This is a genomic window from Aeromonas sp. R4-1, from assembly GCF_040908325.1.
GTDB lineage: Bacteria > Pseudomonadota > Gammaproteobacteria > Enterobacterales > Aeromonadaceae > Aeromonas > Aeromonas veronii.
Window position 1 is genome coordinate 16,750 of sequence record NZ_JBFODM010000056.1, and the last position, 25,143, is coordinate 41,892.

The window sequence follows — 25,143 nt, forward strand, 5'->3', positions numbered from 1 at the left end:
TCTATGTCGCAAGTTTTGCTGCGACAACTGTCGCCATTTTCATACAAAACACACTAAATAGTTGATTTATAAAGACAATGCACTCAAAAAAGGAGCCGCTAGAGGCTAAAATTAGCCCAAAATCCCTCAAATGAAAGTTCTATGTTGCGATTTATTGCTAGCATAAAACTCCGATTAATTAATTTATAGCAGAATATGATTTCAGGGGAGAGCATAACTCTCCCCTTTTGCTCACATCAGCCACGACCAGGCTGACTTGGTGATGGCCGCACCGACCATGTAGCCAAACACCGTCAGTGCCGCCACACCGGCCACCAGCTTCTGACCGCGGGCCGGGCGCTTGAGCGCCATGACACCCAGACCGATATAGAGCACCAGTGCAATCAGCTTGGCCATCAGCCAGGGTTGTTGACCCGGGCTCAACTGCAAGGCCACCGCCAGCAACACACCAAACAGCAGCAGGAAGGTGTCGTTGATATGCGGCAGGATCTTCAGCCACTTCTGCTGCAACCGATCGCTGCCGGCCAGCGCCAGACTCCAGCGATAGATAAAGAGCAGCAGACTGACCAGCGCCAGCGTCATATGCAGGTGTTTGAACATGGGGTAATAGGCAATCATTTTGCTTCCTTGTCGTCGTCGGGTAGCCCGCTATTCCAGTTGTGGGCATGGATACGCTCCTGCCCCTCCTCATCGTCTTGCAACAGATCGGAGAGGATCTCCCGGTATTGCAGGCTCTTGTTGATATAAGTGTGTTCGTCGTCCAGATAGTTGACCTGCTCACGCAACAGCCAGTTATCGTGCTGCTTGAAGGTCTGCCCCGCCCGCCAGGCCTGGTTGGCCCGAAAACCGAGCTGGGTCAGGGCTTCCACCCCCAGATCGACCGCAGAGCCCAGGGTTTCCCGGTGAACGCTCTCGACCCCGTGGCGCAGGATCTCGTGGGCGTGGGGCCGATCTAGCGCTCGCGCCAGGATCTTCAGGTGCGGGAAGTGCTTCTGCACCATCTCGATCACCGCCAGCGAGGTAGCCGGATCGTTGATGGAGAGCACCAGCAACTTCGCCTTGTGCGCCCCGGCGGCATGGAGCAGGTCTATCCGGCTGGCATCGCCATAGAAGACCTGATAGCCATACTTGCGCAGGGTCTCTATCTGGCTGGCATCCTGCTCGAGGATGGTGGTACCGATGCCGTGACCGTGCAGCAGACGCCCCACGATCTGACCGAAGCGGCCGAAGCCCGCGATGATCACCGGATGCTCCACCAGCTCAGGTTGTTCATGCTGCGGTGCGTCGCTCTGGTTACGGTAATCGAACCAGGGCTGGATCACCCGATCGTTGAGGATCAGCAGCAGTGGGGTGAGCGCCATGGAGAGCGCTACCACCAGCGTCAGCAGCGAGATGGTCTCGCCTGGCAGCACCCTGTTTTGCGCGGCAAACGAAAAGAGCACGAAGGCAAACTCGCCCCCCTGTGCGAGCGCCAGCGCGAAGGTCCAGCGCTGGCTCGGCGAGATGCGGATAATGAAGCCGAGCGCCATCAGCACCAGCCATTTGAGCACCATCAGGCCAACCACCAGAGTGGGTATCAGGAAGGGGTGCTCGGCAAACAGCCCGAAGTCGATCCCCGCCCCCACCGACATAAAGAACAGGCCGAGCAGCAAGCCCTTGAACGGCTCTATGTCTGCCTCCAGCTCATGGCGATATTCGCTGTCGGCCAGCACCACACCGGCTAGGAAGGAGCCGAGTGCGGGTGAGAGCCCCACCGACTCCATCAACACAGCGATGGCGATCACCAGCAGCAGAGCAGCGGCGACGAAGATCTCCCGCATATGGGACTGGGCGATGGCACGAAATACCGGCCGCATCAGGTAGTGGCCACCCAGCACGATGCCGGAGATGGCCGCGACCACCAGCAGACCATGCTGCCAACCCGCCAGCTCGGAGCCACCATTGCTGGCGACCGGCGCCATGGCCAGCAGCGGCAGGATCGCCAAGATCGGAATGACCGCAATATCCTGAAACAGCAGCACCGCAAAGGCGGAGCGACCGCTCTCGCTCTGCATCAGCTTGCGCTCCTGCAGGCTCTGCAACACGATGGCGGTGGAAGAGAGCGCCAGAATGAGGCCGATGGCCAGCCCCTGTTGCAGCGGCAGACCGATCAGGTGCGCCACGCCGGTCAGCGCCGCCGTGGTGAGCAGCACCTGCAGGCCGCCGGTGCCGAGGATCGGCCCCTTCAGCTGCCACAAGAGGGCCGGACGCAACTCCAGCCCGACCAGAAACAGCATCAGCACCACGCCAAACTCGGCGAAGTGCATCACATCCTTCTGCTCCCCCACCAGCCCCAGCAGAAAGGGGCCTATGATGATCCCCGCCAGCAGGTAGCCGAGCACCGAGCCCAACCCCCAGCGCTTGGCCAGCGGCACCGCGATGACGGCGGCGGAGAGGTAGATAAAGGCATCAAACAGGATCCCGTGGCCCATCAGTCGGCCCTCCGCATGAACATCTGCTCCGGCTCATGAGCTCGGCCAACAAGCTGCCCGTGTGTCATCAGAGCACCTCCAGCAAGTCGCGCAGATAAGGACGCCCGGCCAGCTGCTCCGGAGTCAGCTGATCGTCACGCAAGGCGCAAAGCAGCTGACGGTAGTCCTGCCCACAGCGGCGCAGGGCGGCGGGATCCTTGATCTTGTGAAAGGAGTGCAGCACGAAAGGGGGCAGCCAGTTCATGCCGCACAAGGTGGCCGCCTGCTGAAATGGCAGCAGAAAATCGAGCAGCGGTCGGCTGTTGTACCCCTCGCTGCAGTAGGACTCCGGCGCCCCGCCGGTGGTGATGGCGCTCAGCCACTGCTTGCCCTTGAGGGCGTGGGCTTCGGGGCCGTAGGCGTAGCCATACTCCAGCACCAGATCCATCCACTCTTTCATGATGGCCGGGCAGGAGTACCAGTAAAACGGGTGCTGAAAGACGATGATATCGTGCTCAGAGAGCAGCGCCTGCTCCCGCTTCACATCGATAAACATGTCGGGATAGTGCTGATAGAGGTCGTGAACCTTGACCCCCTCCAGCCCCTCAATCGCCTGCAACAGCTGCTTGTTGGCCCGCGAGCTCTGCAACGCGGGATGGGAAAAAATAACCAGAATGCGTTTCATGACCAAATCACCCGAACAAAGCCTTGCGGTGCAAGGCGCGGTAAACAGAAAAGGGGAGTCTGGGGAGCTGCATCGTAAAGGTGCACAGGAAAGCGACCTTATCAGGAAGCGCCATAGCCTGCCAACTCGGGGATCAGCTCCCGCAGCGCCGGATTGAGGGTCTGGTGGGCGGGATAGCAGAGCCCAATCCGGCGAAACATCCGCGGTCCGCTCACCGGCAGGGTGCAAAGCCCCGCCTCATCCTCGACCAGCCCGTCCGGCAGAAAACTGATGCCGACCCCCGCCAGCACCAGCGCCATCACCAGCCCCTTGCTCTCGGCCTTGGCCACCAGATTGAGGGTAAGCCGGTCACAGGCCAGCAGGCCGATAGTCTGCTGATGGGCTTCGCAGGGCGGGCACTCAATAAAATCATAATGTTGCAGCTCGGCCAGCTCGATCCTTTCGCGACTGGCAAGGGGATGGTCGACCGGCACGCAGAGCACGTAATCCTCCTCCCACAACGGCAGAAAGATCTCGTCCTCCCGGCGCAAGGCATCCAGCGTCAAGCGGCAGTCAGCGGGCGTAGCGTAGTCGGAGAGGGTGAGATCCAGCTCGGGCAGTACCGTCTGTACCCGTTGCAACAACCCCGCCACCCGACGCCGGCTCAGGTCGGGCATGATGGCAATATTGAGCCTCGCACGCGTCGCTTTCTGGCGAAACAGCTCCGGCAGACGACGCGCCTCCTCCACCAGCTTGACCGCATGGGGATAGAGATAGTGGGCAGGATCGCGCGCCTCCACCCCCTTCTTGCCGCGAATGAAGAGGCTGTCGCCGAGCGCCTCTTCCAACTGGCGCAGCCCCGCCGAGAGTGAGGGCTGGCTGACGTGGCAGCGTTCGGCCGCCGCCGTGATGTTCTTCTCTTCATAGATGGCGATGAAGAAACGCAGCAGTCGCAAATCCAGCATAAGTCCAACCATAGTTTTTTCAGATGATAACCAGCGGAAAACAATATTTATCACTTATAGATGCAGTGACTATAGTGACCCTGTTCCGCGCTGGCCAGCAGCTTGTTGGCTCAAACCGACCATCGAATCTGAAGGAAACAATCATGTCCAAAGCTCTCGTCGTGATCACCGGTGCCTCTGCCGGGATCGGTGCCGCCATTGCCCGTGCCTTCTCTGCTGCCGGTCATCCGCTGCTGCTGCTGGCCCGCCGGGTCGAGCCGATGCAGGCGCTGAACCTGCCCGATACCCTCTGCATCGGGGTCGATGTGACCGACACCGCTGCCATGAAGGCCGCCGTCCAGCAGGCAGAAGCCAAATTTGGCCCGGTCGGCTGCATGGTCAACAACGCAGGTGTCATGCTGCTTGGTCAGGCAGATGTGCAGGATCCCGCCGAGTGGCAACAGATGCTCAACATCAACGTGATGGGGGTGCTGAACGGCGTCCACGCAGTGCTGGCAGGCATGAAGGAGCGCCGCAGCGGCACCATCATCAACATCAGTTCCATCGCAGGCCGCAAGACCTTCCCGAACCATGCTGCCTACTGCGCCACCAAGTTCGCCGTGCACGCCCTGACCGAGAACATCCGGGAAGAGGTGGCCGATGTCGGCGTGCGGATGGTGACCATTGCCCCGGGTGCGGTCGAGACCGAGCTGCTCAGCCACACCACTGACGAGAGCATCAAGGCCGGTTACCACGACTGGAAAGATCAGATGGGTGGCGTCATTGCGCCGGAAGTGATCGCCGATGCCGTACTCTACGCCTGGAACCAGCCTGCCAACGTCTGTGTGCGCGAGATCGTGCTGGCGGCGACCCGTCAGCAACCTTAATCCTGGCTGACTGACACCATGGGGAGGGCTTGACCCTCCCCCGGGGCACAGGGTTACCATGTGCCCCTTGTTTTTTCCGAGTCATTCCATGGTTCTCACCCGTCGCCAACTCGCTCACGCCCGTCGCTGGCTCCCCTTGTGGAGTCTGGTGCTGGTGTTGATGTCGTTTGGCAGCCGGGCCGCAACCGACCTCTGTACCCTGACTACCCACTGCAGCCAGAGCGAGCGTACCCTGGAAAAAGCGATGCCCTGCGGCAGCTTTACCACCGCCCTCTCGATGACGCTGGTAGGCAGCGACAGCCTGACGGTCGCCATACTGGAACCGGATACCCCCGACTTCGCCTCCCCCTCTCTCTTTATGCCGGACGCTCCGTGCGAGCGGCTCGAACGTCCCCCACGCATCCAGATCTGAAACGCATCCCGTATCGGGCATCTTTTCTTTCAATCTGAGGTGAGTGATGTACAAATCCCTGTTACTGGCCATGCTGGCCGGTACCGTCAGCTTTTCGGCTCTCGCGGCCGAGAAGATGACCGTCTACAAATCCAAATATTGTGGCTGCTGCCAAAGCTGGAACGAGCACATGGAGCAGAATGGCTTCGAACTGGAGGTCATCGAAACCGAGCAGCTCGGCGCAGTGAAGCAGCAATACGGTATCGCGCCGGAACTGGCCTCTTGCCATACCGGTATCGTAAATGGCTATGTGATCGAGGGGCATGTACCGGCCGCCGATGTGCAGAAGCTGCTCAGGGAAAAACCGGCGATCCGTGGCCTGACCATTCCGGGCATGCCCCAGAGTGCGCCGGGCATGGATATTCCGGGCCATCCCTATGAGGTACTGAGTATCAGCAACGAGGGCGCGACCAACCGCTGGTCGAGCTACCCCGGCTGACGAAAACTGGCCATGAGAGGGCACTCCCATATCATGTGAGGCACACCTGAGCGGACTCTTGCCGCTCATGGCCAGAAAGAGGGCCGCTATCACGAGATAGCGGCTTTTTTTGATTACATTTCCTGCAATAACAAGGGATTGCTTGCAACCACCGGCAACAAGGGGCAGATTTAACGCCAATTCATGGAGCCGATGCTCAGGTCTACCAACCCTTTCCAGCGCCAAGGATGCGACATGTTTACCTTTTCCCGAGGAGTTCTGCTGCTAGCCTTTCTGACAGTTCTCCCCCCCACTTATGCCAATGAAGAGCCCGCCATGCTGACAAGCGAACATCCAATCCAGCCGCCCGTGGCCGCCAAACATCCCCGCACTCTGAAAAAACACGGGGGTACCCGCATCGACAACTACTACTGGCTGCGTGACGACGAGCGGCAGAAGCCCGAGGTATTGGACTATCTCAAGGCCGAGAACGCCTATACCGAGGCCATGCTCAAGCCGACCCAGCCCCTGCGCGAACAGCTTTACAAAGAGATGGTCGCCCGCATCCCCCAGCAGGATGAGTCGGTACCCTATGTGAAGAACGGCTACCGCTACCAGACCCGCTATGAGCCGGGCAAGGAGTACGGGATCTACTCGCGCACCAGGCTCGGTGAAGAGCAGGCGAGTCTGCTGCTCGACAGCAACCTGCGGGCTGAAGGGCACGAGTTCTATGCCCTCGGCGCCCTTGAGGTGAGCCGCAACAACCGCTGGCTGGCGGTGGCGGAAGATTTCCTCTCCCGCCGTCAGTACCAGATCCAGTTCCTCGATCTGGAGAGCGGCCAGTGGGCCACCGACAAACTGGAAAATACCTCCGGCAATCTGGTGTGGGCCAACGACAACAAGACCGTCTTCTATGTGCGCAAGCACCCGCAGACCCTGCTGCCCTATCAGGTCTATCGCCATACGCTCGGGACGGATCCGGCCACGGACAAGCTGGTCTATGAAGAGAAGGATGACTCCTTCTACGTCAGCCTCTACGCCACCACCTCGGAAGATTTCATCGTCATCGCGCTCTCCAGCACGACTACCGGCGAAGCACGGCTGATCGATGCCAACCAGCCGGAGCACGCCCCACGCCTGTTCCTGCCCCGTCAGGTGGATCACGAATACAGCCTGGATCACTACCGCGGCCGCTTCTATGTGCGTTCCAACAAGGACGGCAAGAACTTCGGCCTCTACGAGACCAAGGAGAGCCCGGTCGATCGCTGGAAGGCGGTGATCGCCCCCAATCCGGAGGTGCTGCTGGAGAGCTACGCCCTGTTCAAGGATTGGCTGGTATTGGAAGAGCGCAACAAGGGGCTGACCCGACTGCGCCAGATCAACTGGCAGAGCGGTGACGAGAAGGAGATCGCCTTCGACGATCCCGCCTATGTCACCTGGCTCGCCTACAACCCGGAGCCGGATACCAGCGCCCTGCGCTATGGCTACTCCTCCATGACCACCCCCGCCTCCACCTATGAGCTGGACATGGCGAGCGGCAAGCGCACCCTGCTCAAGCAGCAACCGGTGGCCGGCTTCAAGGCCGACCAGTACGCCAGCGAGCGACTCTGGGTGACCGCCCGCGACGGCGTATCGGTGCCAGTGTCGCTGGTCTATCGCAAGGACAAGTTCAAGAAAGAGCAGGCCGATGCGCCCAAGAATCCGCTGCTGGTCTATGGCTATGGATCCTACGGCGCCAGCATGGATCCCGACTTCAGCAGCTCGCGCCTGAGCCTTCTGGACAGAGGCTTCGTCTACGCCATCGCCCATATCCGGGGTGGTGAAGAGCTGGGCCGTCACTGGTACGAAGATGGCAAATTGCTGAAAAAGCAGAACACTTTCAATGACTTTATCGATGTCACCAAGGCGCTGGTTGAGCAAGGCTACGGTGCCAGGGATCAGGTCTACGCCATGGGCGGCAGCGCCGGCGGCCTGCTGATGGGGGCCGTCATCAATCAGGCGCCCGAACTCTATCGCGGCGTGGTGGCGCAGGTACCGTTTGTCGATGTGGTCACCACCATGCTGGACGAGTCGATCCCCCTCACCACCGGGGAGTATGACGAGTGGGGCAACCCGAACCAGAAGCGCTACTACGACTACATGAAGAGCTACAGCCCCTACGATCAGGTGAAGGCGCAAGCCTACCCCAACCTGCTGGTCACCACCGGACTGCACGACTCGCAAGTGCAGTATTGGGAGCCCGCCAAGTGGGTCGCCAAGCTGCGCGAACTGAAGACAGATGATAACAAGTTGTTACTGAACACCGACATGGACGCCGGCCACGGCGGCAAGTCGGGCCGCTTCAAAGCCTACGAGGATATCGCGCTGGAATACGCCTTTATCCTGGATCTGGCCACCCCGGCCAACTGATCTCTCATGACTCCGGCCCTTGTCATTCAAGGGCCGCATAAGAATCCCACCCTAGTTTTTCCCTCTTCCATTTCCCTTCATATCAAATTAATCTTCGGCTAGAAAATGAATGATCGAGGTCATGTTTCTCAAGATTAAACTCCGTGATTTTGCCATTTCGTTTGATTTATGTTGGGTGAATGTGCTTAATCGGAGTGCTTGCAACTTTTTATTTGGCCCCTCAGGGGCCAATTTATCTTCGACCGACAGGAGGTCGGTAGCCTCACCACAGGATGAGGGTGACTGCCGGAAAAGGGGGGGAATCAACTCCCCCGCTTTCGCGCAACGAGAAGAGCAGGCAAGCCCGGCGCAGAACGGGATTGCCATCAATTTATCCGGGGATCGGATAAACAAAATCAAAGAAAAGGGAGAAAAAATGAAAGGATTAACTTTGGCATGCGCCCTGTCGGCGGCTCTGGTCGGTGTTTCATTCGGTGGTCCGGTACAAGCGCAGGAGCGCTTCGTGACCATAGGCACCGGCGGTCAGACCGGCGTCTACTATGTCGCTGGCCAGTCCATCTGCCGCTTCCTCAATCGCGGCGCCGCCGATCACCAGATCAAGTGCAACGCCCCGGCCAGTGGCGGTGGTGTTGCCAACGTCAACGGCATCCGCAGCGGTGAATTCAACTTCGGTATCATGCAATCCGACCACCAGTTCAAGGCGATGAAGGGGCTGCCACCGTTCCAGGCCGAAGGGGCTATGGACGACATGCGCGCCGTCTTCTCCCTGCAGAGCGAGGTGTTCACCATCCTGGCTCGCCGCGATGCCAAGATCGCCAGCTTCGACGATCTGAAGGGCAAGCGCGTCAACATCGGCAACCCGGGCTCCGGCCAGCGTGACACCATGGAAGAGATCATGGCGGTCAAAGGCTGGAAGAAGGGTGACTTCGGTCTGGTCTCCGAGCTGAAGCCAGCCGAACAGGCCTCCGCCCTCGGTGACAACAACATCGACGCCATGAGCTACTTCGTCGGTCACCCGAACGGCGCCATTCAGGAAGCTTCCACCACCACAGATGCAGTACTGGTACCTGTGACCGGCGCCGACATCGACAAGCTGCTGGCCGAGAAGAGCTACTACAGCAAGGCCGAGATCCCGGGCGGCATCTACAAGGGCAGCGACAAGCCGACCCCCTCCATCGGTGGCAAAGCGGTGCTCTCCACCAGCGCCAAAACCGATCCGGAAGTGGTCTATCAGCTGGTCAAGTCGGTGTTCGACAACCTGGATCGCTTCAAGCGCCTGCACCCTGCCTTTGCCGACCTGAAAGAGGCCGACATGATCAAGGTAGGTCTCTCTGCACCGCTGCATGAAGGGGCTGCCCGCTACTACAAAGAGCGCGGCTGGCTCTGATTGAAGGCCCCGGGGCCTTTGTCACTCTCTTCGACACCCGTCTGCCGCCTGATTGCGGGGGCGGGTGTCGCTCTTGTTGTACTCGTTGGCACAAGTTAACCCTATGCAAGATAAACAACTCTCTACCGAGGAACTGATCGCCCAGGATGTGGGCGCTCGCCTGCCGCTGGGCATCATGGGCTGGCTCATCACAGCACTGGCGCTGGCCTGGTCCCTGTTCCAGCTCTGGATCGCTTCGCCACTCCCCTTCATGGTGGGGTTTGGCGTACTCAATGACACCGAAACCCGCTCCATTCACCTCACCTTTGCTCTGTTGCTCGCTTTTCTGGTGTTCCCGGCATTTCGCTCCTCGCCGCGGGATCGGGTACCCCTCGGTGATATCGCCCTCGGCCTGATCGCTGCTGGCGCCGCCTCTTACCTGTTCGTGATGTATGAAGCACTGGCACTGCGTCCCGGCACCCTCACCACCGCCGATCTGGTAACCGCCTGCATCGGCATTCCGCTGCTGCTGGAAGCGGCGCGCCGCGCCCTGGGGCCAGCACTGGCAGTCATCGCCATCGTCTTTCTGATCTACAGCTTGGCGGGCCCCTGGATGCCGGGACTGCTGGCACACCGCGGAGTAGGCTTTACCGCGCTGGCCAACCACCAGTGGATCACCACCGAAGGGGTATTCGGCATCGCCCTTGGCGTCTCCACCAGCTTCGTGTTCCTGTTCGTGCTGTTCGGCGCTCTGCTGGAGCGTGCCGGTGCCGGTCACTACTTTATCCAGCTCGCCTTCAGCCTGCTCGGTCACCTGCGCGGCGGCCCGGCCAAGGCGGCAGTGGTCGCCTCCGGCCTGACCGGCCTGATCTCCGGCTCGTCGATTGCCAACGTGGTGACCACCGGCACCTTCACCATCCCGATGATGAAGAAGGTAGGCTTCAGTTCAGAGAAAGCGGGGGCGGTCGAAGTGGCCTCCTCGGTCAACGGCCAGATCATGCCACCCGTGATGGGGGCTGCGGCTTTCCTGATGGTCGAATACGTGGGTATCCCCTATGTGGAGATCATCAAGCACGCCTTCCTGCCTGCCGCCATCTCCTACATAGCGCTGCTCTACATCGTCCATCTGGAGGCGCTGAAACTGGGCATGCAGCCCATCGGCAACCATCAACCCAAACCCTGGCTGCGTCGCCTGACCGGTTTTGCCTTTGGCGCGGCCCTCATCAGCGGCCTGTCACTGGCGGTCTACTATGGCCTCGGCTGGCTCAAACCTGCGCTGGGTGACTACGCACTGCCGGGGATCTCGGTACTGCTGGCTGCCACCTATGTGGCCCTGTTGAAGATCGCCGCCAGCAATGAACCACTGCCTGCCGAAGATCCCGACAAGCCGCTCACCGAGTTGCCCAACACCCGCGCCGTGCTGCTCTCCGGCCTACACTTCCTGCTGCCGGTGGTAGTACTGGTATGGTGCCTGATGGTGGAACGCCTCTCGCCGGGGCTGTCGGCCTTCTGGGGTACCGTGATGCTGGTGATCATCCTGCTGACCCAGCGCCCGCTGCTCAACTGGCTGCGCAAGGACGGCAAGCACGACTACGGCACCGTCGCTGACGGCGTGGTGGATCTGCGGGAAGGGCTGGTCGCCGGTGCCCGCAACATGATCGGTATCGGCATTGCCACCGCCACCGCGGGGATTATCGTGGGTGCGGTCTCCCAGACCGGGGTTGGTCTGGTGCTGGCTGATCTGGTGGAGTTCCTCTCCATGGGCAACCTGCTGCTGATGCTGCTGCTCACCGCCCTGCTGAGCCTGATCCTCGGCATGGGGCTGCCCACTACTGCCAACTACATCGTCGTCTCCAGCCTGCTGGCGCCAGTGGTGGTGACGCTGGGGCAGCAAAACGGGCTGATCGTGCCGCTGATCGCGGTGCACCTGTTCGTCTTCTACTTCGGCATCATGGCGGATGTGACGCCGCCGGTGGGGCTGGCCTCCTTTGCGGCAGCGGCTGTCTCCAAGGGCGACCCCATCAAGACCGGGATCACGGCGTTTTACTACAGCCTGCGTACCGCGGCGCTGCCGTTCCTGTTTATCTTCAACACCGATCTGCTGCTGATCGACGTGGACTTCGCCCACGGGGTGCTGATCTTCATCGTGGCGACCATCGCCATGCTGATCTTCGCCGCCGCCACTCAGGGCTGGTTCCTGGTGAAGAGCCGCTGGTACGAGAGCGTGCTGCTGTTGCTGGTCGCCTTTACCCTGTTCCGCCCGGGTTTCTGGATGGACATGTTGCACGACCCCTATCGCGAGACCCCGCCTGCCCAGCTGGCCCAAACCATGGGTGAAGTGGAAGCGGAGAGCACCCTGCGGCTGCGGATCCTCGGTGAAGATGCAGTGGGCAAACCGCGCAAGTTCACCCTGCTGGTCGCCGTACCGGATGGGGCAAATGGCGAAGAGCGGCTGGCCAATCTGGGGCTGAGCCTCTATGAGCAGGATGGCAAGACGCTGATCGACAACGTCGCCTTTGGCAGCCCGGCCGCCACCATGGGACTGGAGTTCGATCAGGAGATCCTCACCGTCAAGGCGCCGACCGAGCGCTGGACCAAGGAGTGGATGTGGATCCCGGGCTTCCTGCTGTTCGGGGTGATCGTCTGGCTGCAGCGTCGCCGCAGCATCAAGGCCGGTTAATCTACCGGGCAGATGAGACAGAGGGCCGCTATTGCGGCCCTCTTTTTATTGCCTTGTTATTGCCTTGCGCTCTGCGGCTCTTGCGATGAGCAACAGTCATGGAAAAGGTAAACGGTGGCGAGCGGCCAAAAAAGTGGGGTGACATGTCCATGTCACCCCCTCGCAAATAGCATGTTCCATATTGGAGTCCGGCCACACCGGGTCTCTGTTTCACTTTCCGATAGTTCGCGACCCACCTGAAGTGCGCGCCAATTGCAGCGATGCAACTGGCCAGCTACCCGTTACAACCTTCGTCCACACGGCAGACAAGCCACCGTGTTTGTCCTTGCAACTGAAATATTACGCATAAAAACAAAATAAAAAACGTTTTTATGCCCATTCCATTCACATCAGAGTACAAAAAACAGCCTTATCATCACCACTAAATTGTTATAAAACAGCAAGATAGATTCATGATTGGTTATTCACCCGCAAAGGGCATCAGCAATGACTTACAAGGTTTTGCGATATCTCGCACAAAAAATGGCCGCCTCACAGCCAACGGCGCAGGGGCAACCAGTCGCTAAGGCGGGCTATCAGTCGCCTTGACCACCCCTCGGGTTTGCGCGGCAATCCACCCGCCTGCTTCTGCCAGCGAGCCAGCCACATTCGCAGCGCCTCGCAGATCGGCGGGCAGTGCAGATGCAGCATCAGCTCGGTATTGAGAAACAGCGAGCGGGGATCGAGGTTGAGGCTGCCAAACAGCGCCCGATCCTCCCCCAGCAGGATCAGCTTGGCGTGCAGGCTGCCGTGGCCATGGTCAAACTCGGCGACCCGGATCCCGCGCCGCAGCAACCAGCCGAGATAACGTTGGTAGGCGCCATAGACCAGCGGCACATCGGTGCTGGCCAGCGAGTTGGTGAGAATGTCGATGGCGATCCCCTGCTGGCGCAGCCGCGCCAGACGGTGCCGGAACCCGCGAGTAAGGATGAGGTAAGGGGTCACCAACCCCAGCGAGCCGGGATTGTCAGCCAGCTGGCGCCAGAGCTGACGGGCAGTGGTGGGACGGGAGATAAGCCCCTTGCCGGGACGGTCGAACCACACCTCGGCCCGCCCCTCGTGCCACTGCAGCGGCACATCGCTCTCGTCAAACAGCGCCGCAGGCAGATCGTAGACCGTGGCCACCGCCAGATCCGTCATGGTGAATAAGAAGTCGTTGACCACCTCTATTTCAGCGGGCAGCAGCTCGCGGCGCAGCAGATGGCGGATGGGGTGACTCCAGCGGCTGTGCCAGAACTGCTCAAACCCCTGTGCCATCTGCTGGCACAGTCCCCCCTGACAGGCGAGATCGAGATCCACGAAGGGAGCCTGCGGATCCAGACCGAAGTAGCGATCACCGATGTTGCGCCCGCCGATCAGCGCCAGCTTGCCATCCACCAGCAGCAGCTTGTTGTGCATCCGGTGGTTGATGCGGCGAAAGCTGAGCAGCCCCTCCAGCAGCAGTGCCAGCGGGCGCCAGCCCCGCAGCCAGAAGGGGTTGAACAGCCGCACCTCGATCCCCGGATAGTGAGCCACCATCTCCAGAAAGCGGTTGTCACCGGCATAGAGATCATCCACCAGCAGCTGCACCTTGACGCCGCGCCGGGCGGCGTGGAGCAGCTCGCTCAGCAGCAGCTTGCCGCTGCTGTCCTCCTCCCAGCTGTAGTACTGCGCCTGGATCCGCTCGCGGGCATGGCGGATCCAGTGGCAACGCACCTTGAGCGCCAGCTGGGGATCGTCGATCAGGGCAAAGGATCCGGGGATCATGGTGTCATCCTGCTGTCATGGCCGGGTGTCATAACGCTGGCGAGCCTCTTCACATATTCAAAAGGAGTTGCTGATGGAACTGCATGATACCCCGATGTTGCGCTATCTGGGCCAGCTCAGCCAGCCAGATCTCATCCCGGCCACCGGCCCTGCTCACTGGTTTTTGCAACACAGGGACGGTGGCTGGCAATTGCCGACCGTGCAGGCGACCCTGCCGGTCAACCGGCTCAGGGCTGAGCCGCTTCGATAGCGGCAGCCTTGCCCTCGATCTGGGGCAGGCTGAAACGATAGGCCACGTAGTACTTGTAGATGGTGCCGACATAGTTGATCGGCCCCTGTCCGACTTCGTTGGCTACCAGCTGATCCACGTTGCCGAACCAGACGTTGGGATCGAGCCCCAGTTTCTCCGCCTTGCCTCGCAGCGCCTGCACCCGGTTCGGCCCGGCGTTGTAGGCGGCGAGGGCAAACAGGTGGCGGTTGAGCCGATCCAGCTTGGGATCATTGAAGTAGGTATCGAGGATCAACCGCATGTAGCGGCAGGCGGCCTCCACATTTCCCTCCAGCGTGGTGAGTCTGGCGCCGTTGATGCCGACTTCCCGCCCTGTACTGGGCAGCAGCTGCATGAGGCCCACGGCCCCCTTGGGCGAGCGCGCCTTGGGATTGAGGCCGGACTCCTTGTAGCCGAGCGCCGCCAGCATCAGCCAGTCGAGATCGTATTGATTGGCGTACTTCTCCAGCACTTTGCGAATGGTCGCGAGGCGCCCCATGGGGTCCGGCGCCAGGATATTGCTCATCTGATCGCTGCGAACCAGCAACCGACGCAGGGTCATGTCGCTGTAGAGGCTGTTGCGGCTGACACTCGCCAGATAGCCATTGACCGCCTTGAGCAGCTCGGGGCTGTTCTTGTGCAGCGCCCAGGCGCTGGTGCCGTTGCTGCGCAGGGGGATCAACTTGTGGGCCTTGAGGCCGGAGATCATGCCACCCAGCCAGATCCGTCCCTTGTAGCTGTCAGTCACCGTCAAGGGAATAATGCCGGCGGCTACCATCTCCAGCAGATCACCATCCTGCAGATATTCGGGCACCGTCTCGATATAGACGGGGGGCAGCCCCAGCTCGCGAAACAGCCAGTTGAGCTGGCGCAGACTCTCGTAGTAGCTGGAGCTGGCGCGCACCCAGACCCGCCTGCCGGAGAGCTGGGTAATACGACTGAAGGCGGGCAGGCTCTGCTGGCTCACCACCCACTCCTCTATGGATGAAATGAGCGGCCGGGAGAAGGCCACCTGTTCACGCCGGGTCGGGGTCACCGTCATGGTTGCCGCCACCAGATCGCCACGCCCCTCGGTCAGATAGTCCAGCAGCTTGTCCTGCCGCACCGGGATGTAGACCACCTTGAGTTTGACCTTCTCTTTGGCGAGATAGGTCTTGTTCAGCCAGCGCTCGAACCCTTGCAACTGATTGACCAGAATGCCGTACTGGGCGCCGCGATCGAGAAAATAGAAGCCGCGCTCATAGACCACCAGAGCCCTGAGTTCGCGCTTTTGCAGAATGCTTTCGAGATCCCCGGGTTGGGGCAGACGCTGTGGCTTGAGTTCAGCCGCGAGCAGGGGAAAACAGCAGAGGGCCAGCAGAGCCCAGATCCAGCGTCGCATCACGATGGCTGCCCCTGTGCTGAGGTCACGCCCGCTGCCTGTTGGCAGCACGGATCACGATAGAGGGTGGGATTGGGAGCAGAGATCCATCGCTGCGTCATGATGTTTACGCCTTCTGTTGGCCGACTCGCGCCGGGCAAAAACGTCTGTGGGATAGAGTAACTATAGAACGCCGACCCACAGCAGAAGGGTCAACACGGCAGGCAAACCTGCCGCGTTATCAGACAACTCAGATAGAGCGGGCCCGCATTTCGAAAATCAGTTTTTCAGCGGTGCAGGTGAATTGCAGGCGGGCTTTCAGGATCACGCCGTTGGCGCCCTGGGTCAGTTCGCTGCTCACTTGAGCTTCGGCAGTGACCTGTTTGGCCAGTGCTTCATAGGCAGCCAGCTTGGCGCGGGCATCCGCCTCGGCAGCGGCTTCAATCACCAGATCCATCACATCGTCGCCTTCGCCGATGATGGTGCCGATCTCGGCAAAACAGCCACAGCTGTCACAGGTTTCGTTCAGTTCAACTTTCTCGTCTACAGACATTTTCTACTCCTACTGCTTATTTCGGATGATTTGCGTCGTCACGCATCGCCTTGCGAAAATCTTTGATGGCGGTACCCAGATCCTCACCTGCACTGGCAAGACGCTTGCTGCCGAAGACCAGCACAACGACCAGCAAGAGGATCAACATATGCCAGATATGAATTCCACCGAGTCCCATAGGGATACTCCCTCACAAAGAGATATCTGTTACTTGTATCAAAATAGAGCGCAGGGATTGTTGGGCAAAATCAAGGCAGGTGCAAGTGAGCAAATAAATCATAGCCAAAAAATAGGGCGACCCAAAGGTCGCCATATTGATTGTGCTACATGTCCCCTCAACCGCTACATCCTGTACCAGTGGTTCATGCGAACCTGAGACCATTCGAGGATAAGATCGCCAAGATATGAAAACAAATGGTATAAATTCATCTTAGAATTGAAGAGGATTCATATCATGCTGCTGGAACAACTGGGTCGTATCGACCTCAATTTGCTGATTATCCTGCAGGTACTGCTGGAGGAGCGCAACGGCAGCAAGGCGGCACGCCGCCTTCATCTAAGCCAGTCCGCGGTCAGCAAAGCCCTCGGCCGTCTGCGCGATACCTTCAATGATCCCCTCTTCATCCGCTCTGCCTACGGGCTGGAACCCACCGGCCGCGCCCTTGCGCTGCAACAACAGTTGCAACCCATCCTGTTGTCGCTGGACAACCTGATCCAGCCGCCCGAGTTTGACCCCGCCAGCTCGGAGCGGGAGTTCGTCATCGCCAGCATGGACAGCGCCTTTACCCTGTTTGCCCCGCTCTACCTGAGCGAGCTGAAGCGGCAGGCACCACGGATCCGCTTGCGTTACGAGGAGTGGACCGAGAACAGTCTGACCGAGATGAGTCAGGGACAGGTGGACATTGCCTTCGCGGTGCGGGAGAACTGCATCAGCTCCGATTATCGGCTCGATACCCTGCCCGACAGCATCTGTCAGCGAGTACTGGCGGTCGATGACCTCACTTGTCTGGTGCAGCAGCACCACCCCGCGCTGCGGGAGCCCAACTGGAATCTGGAGCACTACCTCAGCTATCCCCATGTACAGACTTACTGCGAGGGGCGGGACCGCTGGATGCTGGATCACAAGCTGGCAGAGCAGGATCTCTACCGGCGTATCGAGGCAACCGTGCCCTCCTTCGAGGCGGCGCTGCGGATGGGGATGCACTCCGACATGATAGTGACCCTCTCCAGGCTCTACGCCCGCCACGCTACCCAGGTCTATCCGCTGTTGCAGCTGCCGCTGCCCATCGGGTTGGACAGCATCTCCCATCTGCTCATCTGGCATCAGCGTCACAGCGAGGATCCGGGCCACCGCTGGCTGCGGGAGCTGCTGCTCTCCCTCATCATGAGCAAACTGGAACCCGCTGCGACCACTCACGGGTGACGGCACGCCTTCTCGGCAACAAAAAAGAACGGGGCTCTGCGTAGCCCCGTTTCATTCACTTCAAGATGTAAACCACTCAGCCCTGGCCGGTCACCGCCAGATAGTGATGTACCCCGTCCAGCAGCATCTGGACCGAGATCATCACCAGCAGCATACCCATCAGCCGCTCCACCGCAGTGAGTCCCCGCTCACCCAGCAACTTGTTGAATACCTCGTAGAACATCAGGATCACCGCGCTGGCAGCCCAGGCCAGAAAGAGTGCCAGCGACCAGTCCACCATCCGGGTCGGCTCCTGATTGGCCAGCAGCATCAAAGAAGCGAGGATCGAGGGGCCGGCAATCATCGGGATCGCCATCGGCACCAGGAAGGGCTCCTCGCCCGCCGCCAGCCCGGTCACGCCCCCCTCACTTGGGAAGATCATCTTGATGGCGATCAGGAACAGGATGATCCCCCCCGCAATGCTGACCGCCTCCTGCCGCAGGTTGAGGAAGCCGAGGATCTGCTGACCGACGAACAGGAACAGCATCATGATGGCCAGCGAGAAGAGCAGCTCGCGCACCATCACCTTGCGACGTCGCTTGGGATCGATATGACGCAGGATAGAGAGGAAGACCGGCAGGTTGCCCAGCGGGTCCATGATCAGAAACAGCATGACTGCGGCAGAGAAAGTATCCATACAACGCCCGGGCTACGCCCTGAATAGGGAAAAGAGAGGGGGCGAAATATAGCAAAGGGCGAAGAATTGAGCGAGCGCCATGATGCGCTCGCAGCGGGATTAACCGTGGTTGCAGATCTTGTCGGCGCGGGTCTGGAAACCTTCGGCCGAGTCGATGAATTTGCCGCGGGCGGCCAGAAAGTCGATCAGCGCTTCTGCATCCATCTCGCTGGCGCTGCAGGTATGAAAACGGGCCTCGGCACCGAACCGCTCGGCCATCGCCTGTTTCAGGCTGGCACGGGTAAATTGCCCCCCTTGCGCCAACATCATTTCCATCACCTCATGACCATGAACCGATTGCGACATCTCTCACCTCAATAATGAACATATTTAATGCCAATTAAATATCTCCCCGCCCGGAGGGATCTTGATATAGGCCAATAAATTGCGCATTTCCTGGTCAGGGGAGTGGTCACCGCCACCGCTTTGTCGATAATGTGGCAACCCGCGTCAGGGATCGCTACACTGGCGCCCCTTTTTGGCCATCGCAGACAATGTATAAGGATATTGGCGTCATGCTGTTCCATGGAGAGGCTCTCAAGCCCTGGCAGATCTGGACCCGCCGACCACTCTGGCTCAAGACCCTGATCGGCATGCTGACAGGGGTGGGTCTGGGCGTCGGCTTTGAAGAGCAAGCCCTGCTGCTCAAGCCCCTTGGCGTCCTGTTCGTCAACACCATCCAGATGCTGATGGTGCCCCTCATTTTCTGCTCGGTCATCGCCGGTCTCACCTCGCTGCTCAAGGGCAAGGCTCTCGATCGCATCGGCAGCAAGGCGATCTGCCTATACTTCTGCTCGACCGCCATCGCCATCTGCATCGGCCTGATGATGGGCTGGCTGCTGGAGCCCGGCATGGGCGCCGACATGGGCCCCTATGAGCGTATCGGCATGTCGGAACCACCCACCCTGGCCAGCGTGCTGAGCCATCTGGTGCCGAGCAACCCGGTACAGGCGATGGTGGATGGCAAGATCCTGCAAGTGATCGTCTTTGCGGTGGCGCTGGCGGTCGCCCTCAATGCCAGCGGTCGCCGTGGCCGCCCCGCCATCCTCTTCTTCACCTCGCTGGCCGAAGGGATGTTCAAGCTGACCCAGATGGTGATGGCGCTCGCCCCTTACGGTGTCTGCGCCCTGATGGCCTGGATGACCGGCAAGTACGGCCTCGATCTGCTGCTGCCGCTGCTCAAGGTGATCGGCGCCGTCTACCTCGGCTGCCTGCTGCACGTGCTCGGGGTCTACAGCACCCTGCTGCTCCTGCTGGCACGGCTCAATCCGCTGCACTACTTCAAGAGCATCGTTGATGCCCAGGCGGTGGCCTTCACCAGCAGCTCCAGCAACTCCACCCTGCCCATCAGTCTGGCCTGCGCCGAGAAGCGGCTGGGAGTCTCTCCCGCCATCACCGCCAAGGTGCTGCCCATCGGCGCCACCATCAACATGGATGGCACCGCCCTCTATCAGGGAGTGACTGCGCTGTTCGTGGCTCAGGCATTCGGGGTGGATCTGCACATGCTCGATTACCTGACCATCATCAGCATCGCCACCCTGGCCAGTATCGGCACGGCAGGTACCCCGGGCACCGGGTTGATGCTGCTGACCCTGACCCTGACTGCGGTGGGCTTGCCGCTGGAAGGGGTGGCACTGATTGCAGGCATTGACCGGATCCTCGACATGGCGCGCACCACGGTCAATGTTTCGGGGGATATTCTGGTGTCGGTTCTGATCGCCCGCAGCGAAAACGAGCTGGATCTGGCGACCTATCACGATGCCAGCGCAGGGGAAGATATCGAGTTCCCGCCGCGCTAGCGGAAGAGAGATCAGCTGTCGTGGGGATCGTGATGACAGCGCCAGCAGACGTCGAAGTTGGCGCCGTTCTCCTCCCCGCACTGGCCGCACAGCCAGCCGTTTCCCTGACGCTGCTGGTAACGCTCGATGACCCGTCCTGCCTTGCTGCGATCCTCGGCCCGCACCATCAGGGTCACCTGCAACATGTCGACCGGCAGCTCGCCAAGGGCGCCCGACAGCCCCTCGCCATTGAGGCGCACCAGCACCCCTTCCGCCTCCAGCGCCCCTTTCAACGCGTGCGCCTCCAGGGTGTGTGAGGCGCGATAGAGATTGATCCAGTTATCCATAGCTCCCCCTTACAACAACTTGTCGATGCCAAACTCGGCACCGTTCTCAATCATGAAATCGATGAATGCCCGCAACTTGCGCGGCATCAGTTGCCGCTCCGGAAACAGCAAATAAATCGGCACCCTGGGTTGCTGCCACTCTGGCAACAGGATCACCAGCTCGCCGCTGGCCAGCTCATCCTGACAGAGCATAGCGGGTAACGAGGCCAACCCCAGCCCCGCCTTCGCCGCCTCCCGGGCACAGGTAATATTATTGACCCGAAAACGGGATGGGGGGTCAACCAGCACCTCTCTGCCATCCAGCTCGAAACACCAGTGAGAGGCGAGAAACCCGCTGCTCACCGTCACCCGCTCGTGGTTGGCCAGATCCTCCGGCCGCTCGATGACCGGACTACGGGCCAGATAGTCCGGGCTGGCACAGAGCAGCCTCCCGGTGCTCCAGAGTCGGCGCGCCGCCAGATTGGAGTCGCTCATGTCGCCAATCCGCACCACCGCATCCAACCCTTCGCTGATGGGATCCACCACCCGGTTGGTCAGCTCCAGCTCCACCTGCAGGGCGGGATAGGCCTGTAAAAACTTGGCGACCAAGCGCCCGACCACCAGTTGCCCCGTCTCGATAGGCACCGCCAGCTTGAGGGTGCCGGTCACCTCCTGCTGGCTGGCGCTCAGCATCAGCTCGGCTTCGGTCAGGGCATCGACCGCCTTGCTGCAGTGCAGGTAGTACTTCTCCCCCTCCTCGGTCAAAGTGAGCTGACGAGTGGAGCGATAGAGCAGACGCACTCCGAGCCGCTGTTCAAGCTCGGCGATGCGGCGGCTGACCATCGCCTTGGTCATCCCCAGCTCGCGGGCAGCCCCCGTAAACGAGCCCTTGTCGACGATACGCACCAGAATTAACGCGGCATTGAGATCCATTGTTGCACCAGTGAAACTGTATATCTCGTGAACCAATACTAATCGAAACAGTTGACCAGTGTTAGCCTGCGCCCCTTAAGTTCAGGAATCACAAAAATGAGTCAACACAAAAAAATTCCCCTGCTGGCAGCCATGATACTGGCTCTGCTCGGTCTGCTGTTCGCCGGTTACTGGTATCTTCACGGCCGCTATTTTGAAAGCACCGACAACGCCTATCTGCAAAGTGAAGTGACCGGGATCAGCTCCAAGCTGCCCGGCTATATCCGCGAAGTGCTGGTCACCGACAACCAGCCGGTCAAAGCGGGCCAACTGATCGCTCGGCTCGATGATCGCGAATACAAAACCAGGGTCGCGGAGGCCGAAGCCGACCTGCGCCTCAATCAGGCGACGGCCGAAAATCTGGCCGCCACCCGCACCCAACAACTGAGCCTGATCCAGCAAGCCGAGGCCAAGGTCGCCTCCGCCAAGGCCGAACAGCTGCGCGCCAGCCAGCAGGTCAACCGGATCAGTCAGCTCAACCAGCGCCACTACAGCTCGCAAGACAGTCTGGACGAGGTGCGTGCCGGCCTGCAGGTCAATCAGGCGCAAGCCCGAGAGGCCCAAGCAGCCCTGCAGGCGGCCCGTGAGCGACTGCTGGTACTGGATGCCGAGCGCAAACAGAATCTGGCCAAGCTGGCATTGAGCGAAGCACAACTGGAGCAGGCCAAGCTGGAGCTCGGCTACACCGAACTGCGGGCGCCTGCCGACGGCATCATAGGCAAGCGCAGCCTGCGGGAAGGGCTCTACGTCCAGTCCGGTATGCAGGTCGCCAGCCTGGTGCCGCTGCAACAGGTGTGGGTCGAGGCCAACTTCAAGGAGACCCAGCTTGCCCATATGCAGCCGGGCCAGAAGGTCGAAGTGGTACTCGATGCCTACCCGGATCAACCGGTCGAAGGGATCATCGACAGCCTGGCCCCGGCGACCGGAGCCAAGTTCGCCCTGCTGCCACCGGAGAATGCTACCGGCAACTTCACCAAAATCGTGCAGCGGGTGCCGGTGAAGATCCGCATCCCCGAGCCGGGCCCGCTGGCAGGCAAGCTGCTGCCGGGTCTCTCCACCGAAGTGATCGTGGATACCCGCACTCCTGAGCCCGTGGTGGCTGCCAACTGATGGAACCCATTCCACGTCGCAACTGGATCGCGGTCATGGGGGGCCTTATCGGCGCCTTCATGGCCATCCTCGATATCCAGATCACCAATGCCTCTCTGAAGGATATTCAGGGGGCCCTGTCGGCCACCCTGAGCGAGAGCTCCTGGATCTCCACCTCCTATCTGGTGGCGGAGATGATCGCCATCCCCCTGAGTGGCTGGTTGAGCCGGGGGCTGAGTGTGCGCCGCTACCTGCTCTGGACCACCGGCGCCTTTATCGCCGCCTCCGTGCTCTGCTCGTTCAGCTGGAACCTCACCAGTATGATCGTCTTCCGGGCGCTGCAGGGCTTCACTGGCGGGGCGCTGATCCCGATGGCCTTTTCCCTCATCGTCACCCTGTTGCCGCTACAGAAACGGGCCACCGGCATGGCGCTGTTTGGCCTCTGCGCCACTTTCGCCCCCGCCATCGGCCCGACCCTCGGTGGCTGGCTCACCGAGCAGATGTCGTGGCACTACATCTTCTATCTCAACGTGCCGCCGGGACTGCTGGTGATGGCCATGCTGGCCCACGGGCTGGATAAAAAACCGGTGGACTGGGCCGTGATCAAGCGGGTGGATCTCATCGGGATTGTCACCATGGCGCTTGGCCTCGGCTTGCTGGAGGTGGTACTGGAAGAAGGCAACCGGGAAGACTGGTTCGGCTCAAGCTTCATCGTGCGACTGGCAGTCATTTCGGCGGTGGCGCTGGTGTTCTTCGTCATCAGCCAGCTGATCCGCCGTCACCCGCTGGTCAATCTGCGGCTGCTGCACAACCCGCGCTTCGCGCTGGCCTGCTTCGCCTATCTGATCCTCGGCATGGCGCTGATGGGATCTATCTATGTGTTGCCGCTCTACATGACCCAGATCCACAACTACAACGCGCTGGAAATCGGCGAAGTCCTGATGTGGATGGGACTACCGCAACTGCTGGTGCTGCCGCTGGTGCCCAAACTGACCCACAAGATAGACCCCCGCTATCTGGTGAGCTTCGGCTTCCTGATCTTCGCCGTCAGCTGCTTTATGAACGTCAACATGAGTGCCGACTACGCCGGGCCGCAGCTGATCCAGTCACTCATCGTGCGGGCGCTGGGGCAGCCCTTCATCATGGTGCCGCTCTCCTTGGTCGCCACCGCCAGCCTGAGCCACGACGAGATCCCCTCCTCCTCGACCCTGCTCAACGTGCTGCGCAACCTCGGTGGTGCGTTTGGTATCGCCATCATCGCGACCCTGCTCGATAACGATACCCGCACCCATGTGCTGCAAATTGGCAGCACTCTGGCCGCCAGCAGTATCGAGGGGCAAAACTATCTGCTGCAACTGGCCCAGAGCATGATGGCGCAGGGTTCAGGCCCCGAGATTGCCCAGCAGCAAGCCCACGCCATACTCGCCAACACCATCAACCGGGAAGCGGCCATCATGGCCTACAACCAGGTGTTTTACATCATGGGGATCTTCTTGCTGATCGCCAGCGGCCTGATGCTGTTGCTCAAATCCCCCGCCCCACGGGCAGCGGATGCCGAGCCGATAGAGGCGTGAAAAAACGCCGGGCATAAAACGAAAAACGGGCCAATGCCCGTTTTTCGTTATCTGTTACCTGCACTCAACCAGAAGGCGTTATCCCGCCAGCGACCCTGCAATCAGGAATTGCGCCGCGAAGTAGCTACTCATCACCCAGGCGCGGGCGTGGGGAAAGGGGCGGCGGAAGCGATCGAGCGCCAGCATGCTGTCGGAGAAGAGGAACATCAGCGCCCCCACCAGAGCGGCGGCAGAACCGGCAGTGAGAGAGGCGTGCCAGGCACCGGCGGCCACCCAGGCCATGCCGATGATCACCAGCATGTAGCAGAAGACCGGGATCCGCATCTCCCCCAGCTTGCCCCACAGCAGGCCAAAAACCATGCCAGCGATCAGCAACAGCAGCAAACCATCCACCAGATTGAGCAACAACGGCCCCTGAGCAAAACCGACGATATAGCAGAGATGCGCGACAAGAAATGCCGCCAACCCCTGAATGAAGCGATCGCTTGGCAACATCAGCAGCACATCGCCCGCCAGCGAGAGGCAGAGGCCGAGCAGGATCCAGGCATGGGAACCGTCGTGGTCATAACTCTGGTAGCCGAACGCCAACGCGATGATAAGCAGCATGGTCAGCGGCTTGCTGATATAGAACTGGCGGCTGTCTGAACCATAGGCAGCACGGATATGCCACCAACCTGAAGCGATGATCAAGAAACTCAATAACATGCCCTGCTCCTCACCTGTTGCTCGCAGTCATACGGCAACCGTTTTTATCATGGTGCAGGGTAACAAATTCCCTCCCCCAGTGGCAGGGGTGCTTATCAAATGGACAGACTAAGCCTAAAGTCTAATTGCCGCACCGAGTGGTTCAGGGCATAAGTGACGGGTCTGGAGGATCACCATGGAAGAAGCTATGAAAAACTATCTGCCCGTCATCGATATCATGATGTGCCATCTGGGGATCAGCTTTGAGCAGGCCTGTGAACAGCTGGGTCTCAGCCAGCAGGAGCAACAGGCACTGGATCAGTTGCAGCAACAGCAGAGCCAAGCCA

At 60.3% G+C, this 25,143-nt stretch carries 24 protein-coding genes; 11 read left to right on the forward strand and 13 right to left on the reverse strand.

What is annotated here, in order from left to right:
* Positions 1 to 231: 231 nt before the first annotated feature.
* From AB5Y90_RS08880 to AB5Y90_RS08895, 4 genes are all read right to left on the reverse strand, one after another.
* Positions 232 to 618 (reverse strand): SirB2 family protein, encoded by a 387-nt coding sequence (locus tag AB5Y90_RS08880; protein WP_307895686.1) that lies wholly within the window; start codon positions 616 to 618, stop codon positions 232 to 234.
* Positions 615 to 2,471, reverse strand: coding sequence for a monovalent cation:proton antiporter-2 (CPA2) family protein (locus AB5Y90_RS08885; RefSeq protein ID WP_128816427.1), 1,857 nt, complete (start codon positions 2,469 to 2,471; stop codon positions 615 to 617). Before AB5Y90_RS08885 ends, AB5Y90_RS08880 begins: the two co-directional genes overlap by 4 nt.
* A 67-nt stretch (positions 2,472 to 2,538) precedes the next feature.
* A complete protein-coding gene (locus AB5Y90_RS08890; protein WP_042081420.1) occupies positions 2,539 to 3,135 on the reverse strand; it encodes an NAD(P)H-dependent oxidoreductase in 597 nt (198 codons plus the stop codon).
* Positions 3,136 to 3,236: 101 nt separating this feature from the next.
* Positions 3,237 to 4,079 carry a LysR family transcriptional regulator gene (locus AB5Y90_RS08895; RefSeq protein ID WP_107682246.1) on the reverse strand — a complete coding sequence of 281 codons (843 nt, stop codon included), beginning with the start codon at positions 4,077 to 4,079 and terminating at the stop codon, positions 3,237 to 3,239.
* Between the two features lie 143 nt (positions 4,080 to 4,222).
* Between AB5Y90_RS08895 and AB5Y90_RS08900 the strand changes: the two genes are divergently transcribed.
* From AB5Y90_RS08900 to AB5Y90_RS08925, 6 genes are all read left to right on the forward strand, one after another.
* Positions 4,223 to 4,945: an SDR family oxidoreductase gene (locus tag AB5Y90_RS08900; RefSeq protein WP_110304166.1), complete on the forward strand. Its 723-nt coding sequence runs from the start codon at positions 4,223 to 4,225 to the stop codon at positions 4,943 to 4,945.
* A gap of 88 nt (positions 4,946 to 5,033) precedes the next feature.
* Positions 5,034 to 5,357 carry a hypothetical protein gene (locus tag AB5Y90_RS08905; protein ID WP_236317214.1) on the forward strand — a complete coding sequence of 108 codons (324 nt, stop codon included), beginning with the start codon at positions 5,034 to 5,036 and terminating at the stop codon, positions 5,355 to 5,357.
* 46 nt (positions 5,358 to 5,403) lie between these two features.
* Complete coding sequence (locus AB5Y90_RS08910) at positions 5,404 to 5,835, forward strand: DUF411 domain-containing protein (protein ID WP_069555177.1); 432 nt, start codon at positions 5,404 to 5,406, stop codon at positions 5,833 to 5,835.
* Positions 5,836 to 6,069: 234 nt separating this feature from the next.
* A complete protein-coding gene (locus AB5Y90_RS08915) occupies positions 6,070 to 8,223 on the forward strand; it encodes a S9 family peptidase (protein WP_368166822.1) in 2,154 nt (717 codons plus the stop codon).
* Positions 8,224 to 8,638: 415 nt separating this feature from the next.
* On the forward strand, positions 8,639 to 9,610 hold the full coding sequence (locus AB5Y90_RS08920) for a TAXI family TRAP transporter solute-binding subunit (protein ID WP_005339950.1): 972 nt from the start codon (positions 8,639 to 8,641) through the stop codon (positions 9,608 to 9,610).
* A 103-nt stretch (positions 9,611 to 9,713) separates the two neighbouring features.
* Positions 9,714 to 12,269, forward strand: a complete 2,556-nt coding sequence (locus tag AB5Y90_RS08925) for a TRAP transporter permease (protein WP_307895691.1) — start codon at positions 9,714 to 9,716, stop codon at positions 12,267 to 12,269.
* Between the two features lie 531 nt (positions 12,270 to 12,800).
* Here AB5Y90_RS08925 and AB5Y90_RS08930 read toward each other — a convergent pair.
* Positions 12,801 to 14,054: a phosphatidylserine/phosphatidylglycerophosphate/cardiolipin synthase family protein gene (locus AB5Y90_RS08930; protein ID WP_307895692.1), complete on the reverse strand. Its 1,254-nt coding sequence runs from the start codon at positions 14,052 to 14,054 to the stop codon at positions 12,801 to 12,803.
* Positions 14,055 to 14,127: 73 nt separating this feature from the next.
* Here AB5Y90_RS08930 and AB5Y90_RS08935 point away from each other — a divergent pair, with 73 nt between their 5' ends.
* A complete protein-coding gene (locus AB5Y90_RS08935) occupies positions 14,128 to 14,304 on the forward strand; it encodes a hypothetical protein (RefSeq protein WP_005339947.1) in 177 nt (58 codons plus the stop codon).
* Here the strand turns inward: AB5Y90_RS08935 and AB5Y90_RS08940 are convergent.
* From AB5Y90_RS08940 to tatA, 3 genes are all read right to left on the reverse strand, one after another.
* Complete coding sequence (locus tag AB5Y90_RS08940; protein ID WP_307896886.1) at positions 14,282 to 15,703, reverse strand: lytic transglycosylase F; 1,422 nt, start codon at positions 15,701 to 15,703, stop codon at positions 14,282 to 14,284. The two genes, AB5Y90_RS08935 and AB5Y90_RS08940, sit on opposite strands and share 23 nt — an antisense overlap.
* 229 nt (positions 15,704 to 15,932) lie before the next feature.
* A complete protein-coding gene (locus tag AB5Y90_RS08945) occupies positions 15,933 to 16,235 on the reverse strand; it encodes a YfcZ/YiiS family protein (protein WP_005339945.1) in 303 nt (100 codons plus the stop codon).
* 16 nt (positions 16,236 to 16,251) lie between these two features.
* Positions 16,252 to 16,413 (reverse strand): twin-arginine translocase TatA/TatE family subunit, encoded by a 162-nt coding sequence (gene tatA, locus AB5Y90_RS08950; RefSeq protein ID WP_005339944.1) that lies wholly within the window; start codon positions 16,411 to 16,413, stop codon positions 16,252 to 16,254.
* Between the two features lie 276 nt (positions 16,414 to 16,689).
* Here tatA and AB5Y90_RS08955 point away from each other — a divergent pair, with 276 nt between their 5' ends.
* Entirely contained in the window at positions 16,690 to 17,658 is a 969-nt protein-coding gene (locus tag AB5Y90_RS08955; RefSeq protein WP_005357635.1) for a LysR family transcriptional regulator, read from the forward strand.
* A 76-nt stretch (positions 17,659 to 17,734) separates the two neighbouring features.
* On the opposite strand, the gene AB5Y90_RS08960 is transcribed toward AB5Y90_RS08955, so the two are convergent.
* Positions 17,735 to 18,334 (reverse strand): YhgN family NAAT transporter, encoded by a 600-nt coding sequence (locus AB5Y90_RS08960; protein WP_013724175.1) that lies wholly within the window; start codon positions 18,332 to 18,334, stop codon positions 17,735 to 17,737.
* Between the two features lie 99 nt (positions 18,335 to 18,433).
* Positions 18,434 to 18,679 (reverse strand): YecH family metal-binding protein, encoded by a 246-nt coding sequence (locus AB5Y90_RS08965; RefSeq protein WP_005357633.1) that lies wholly within the window; start codon positions 18,677 to 18,679, stop codon positions 18,434 to 18,436.
* A gap of 209 nt (positions 18,680 to 18,888) precedes the next feature.
* Between AB5Y90_RS08965 and AB5Y90_RS08970 the strand changes: the two genes are divergently transcribed.
* Positions 18,889 to 20,172 (forward strand): dicarboxylate/amino acid:cation symporter, encoded by a 1,284-nt coding sequence (locus tag AB5Y90_RS08970; RefSeq protein WP_106844114.1) that lies wholly within the window; start codon positions 18,889 to 18,891, stop codon positions 20,170 to 20,172.
* 11 nt (positions 20,173 to 20,183) lie between these two features.
* Here the strand turns inward: AB5Y90_RS08970 and AB5Y90_RS08975 are convergent, their stop codons facing one another.
* Positions 20,184 to 20,498, reverse strand: a complete 315-nt coding sequence (locus tag AB5Y90_RS08975; protein WP_005339933.1) for a DUF2007 domain-containing protein — start codon at positions 20,496 to 20,498, stop codon at positions 20,184 to 20,186.
* A gap of 9 nt (positions 20,499 to 20,507) precedes the next feature.
* The gene (locus AB5Y90_RS08980) at positions 20,508 to 21,410 is read right to left on the reverse strand and encodes a LysR family transcriptional regulator (RefSeq protein ID WP_019444678.1); all 903 of its coding nucleotides are present in this window, start codon (positions 21,408 to 21,410) and stop codon (positions 20,508 to 20,510) included.
* Positions 21,411 to 21,506: 96 nt separating this feature from the next.
* Between AB5Y90_RS08980 and AB5Y90_RS08985 the strand changes: the two genes are divergently transcribed.
* Positions 21,507 to 22,559, forward strand: coding sequence for an HlyD family secretion protein (locus AB5Y90_RS08985; RefSeq protein WP_108612463.1), 1,053 nt, complete (start codon positions 21,507 to 21,509; stop codon positions 22,557 to 22,559).
* Complete coding sequence (locus AB5Y90_RS08990) at positions 22,559 to 24,112, forward strand: DHA2 family efflux MFS transporter permease subunit (protein ID WP_100647039.1); 1,554 nt, start codon at positions 22,559 to 22,561, stop codon at positions 24,110 to 24,112. Before AB5Y90_RS08985 ends, AB5Y90_RS08990 begins: the two co-directional genes overlap by 1 nt.
* Before the next feature lie 78 nt (positions 24,113 to 24,190).
* Here the strand turns inward: AB5Y90_RS08990 and AB5Y90_RS08995 are convergent, their stop codons facing one another.
* Positions 24,191 to 24,817, reverse strand: a complete 627-nt coding sequence (locus AB5Y90_RS08995; protein WP_005348507.1) for a lysoplasmalogenase — start codon at positions 24,815 to 24,817, stop codon at positions 24,191 to 24,193.
* Between the last annotated feature and the right edge of the window lie 326 nt (positions 24,818 to 25,143).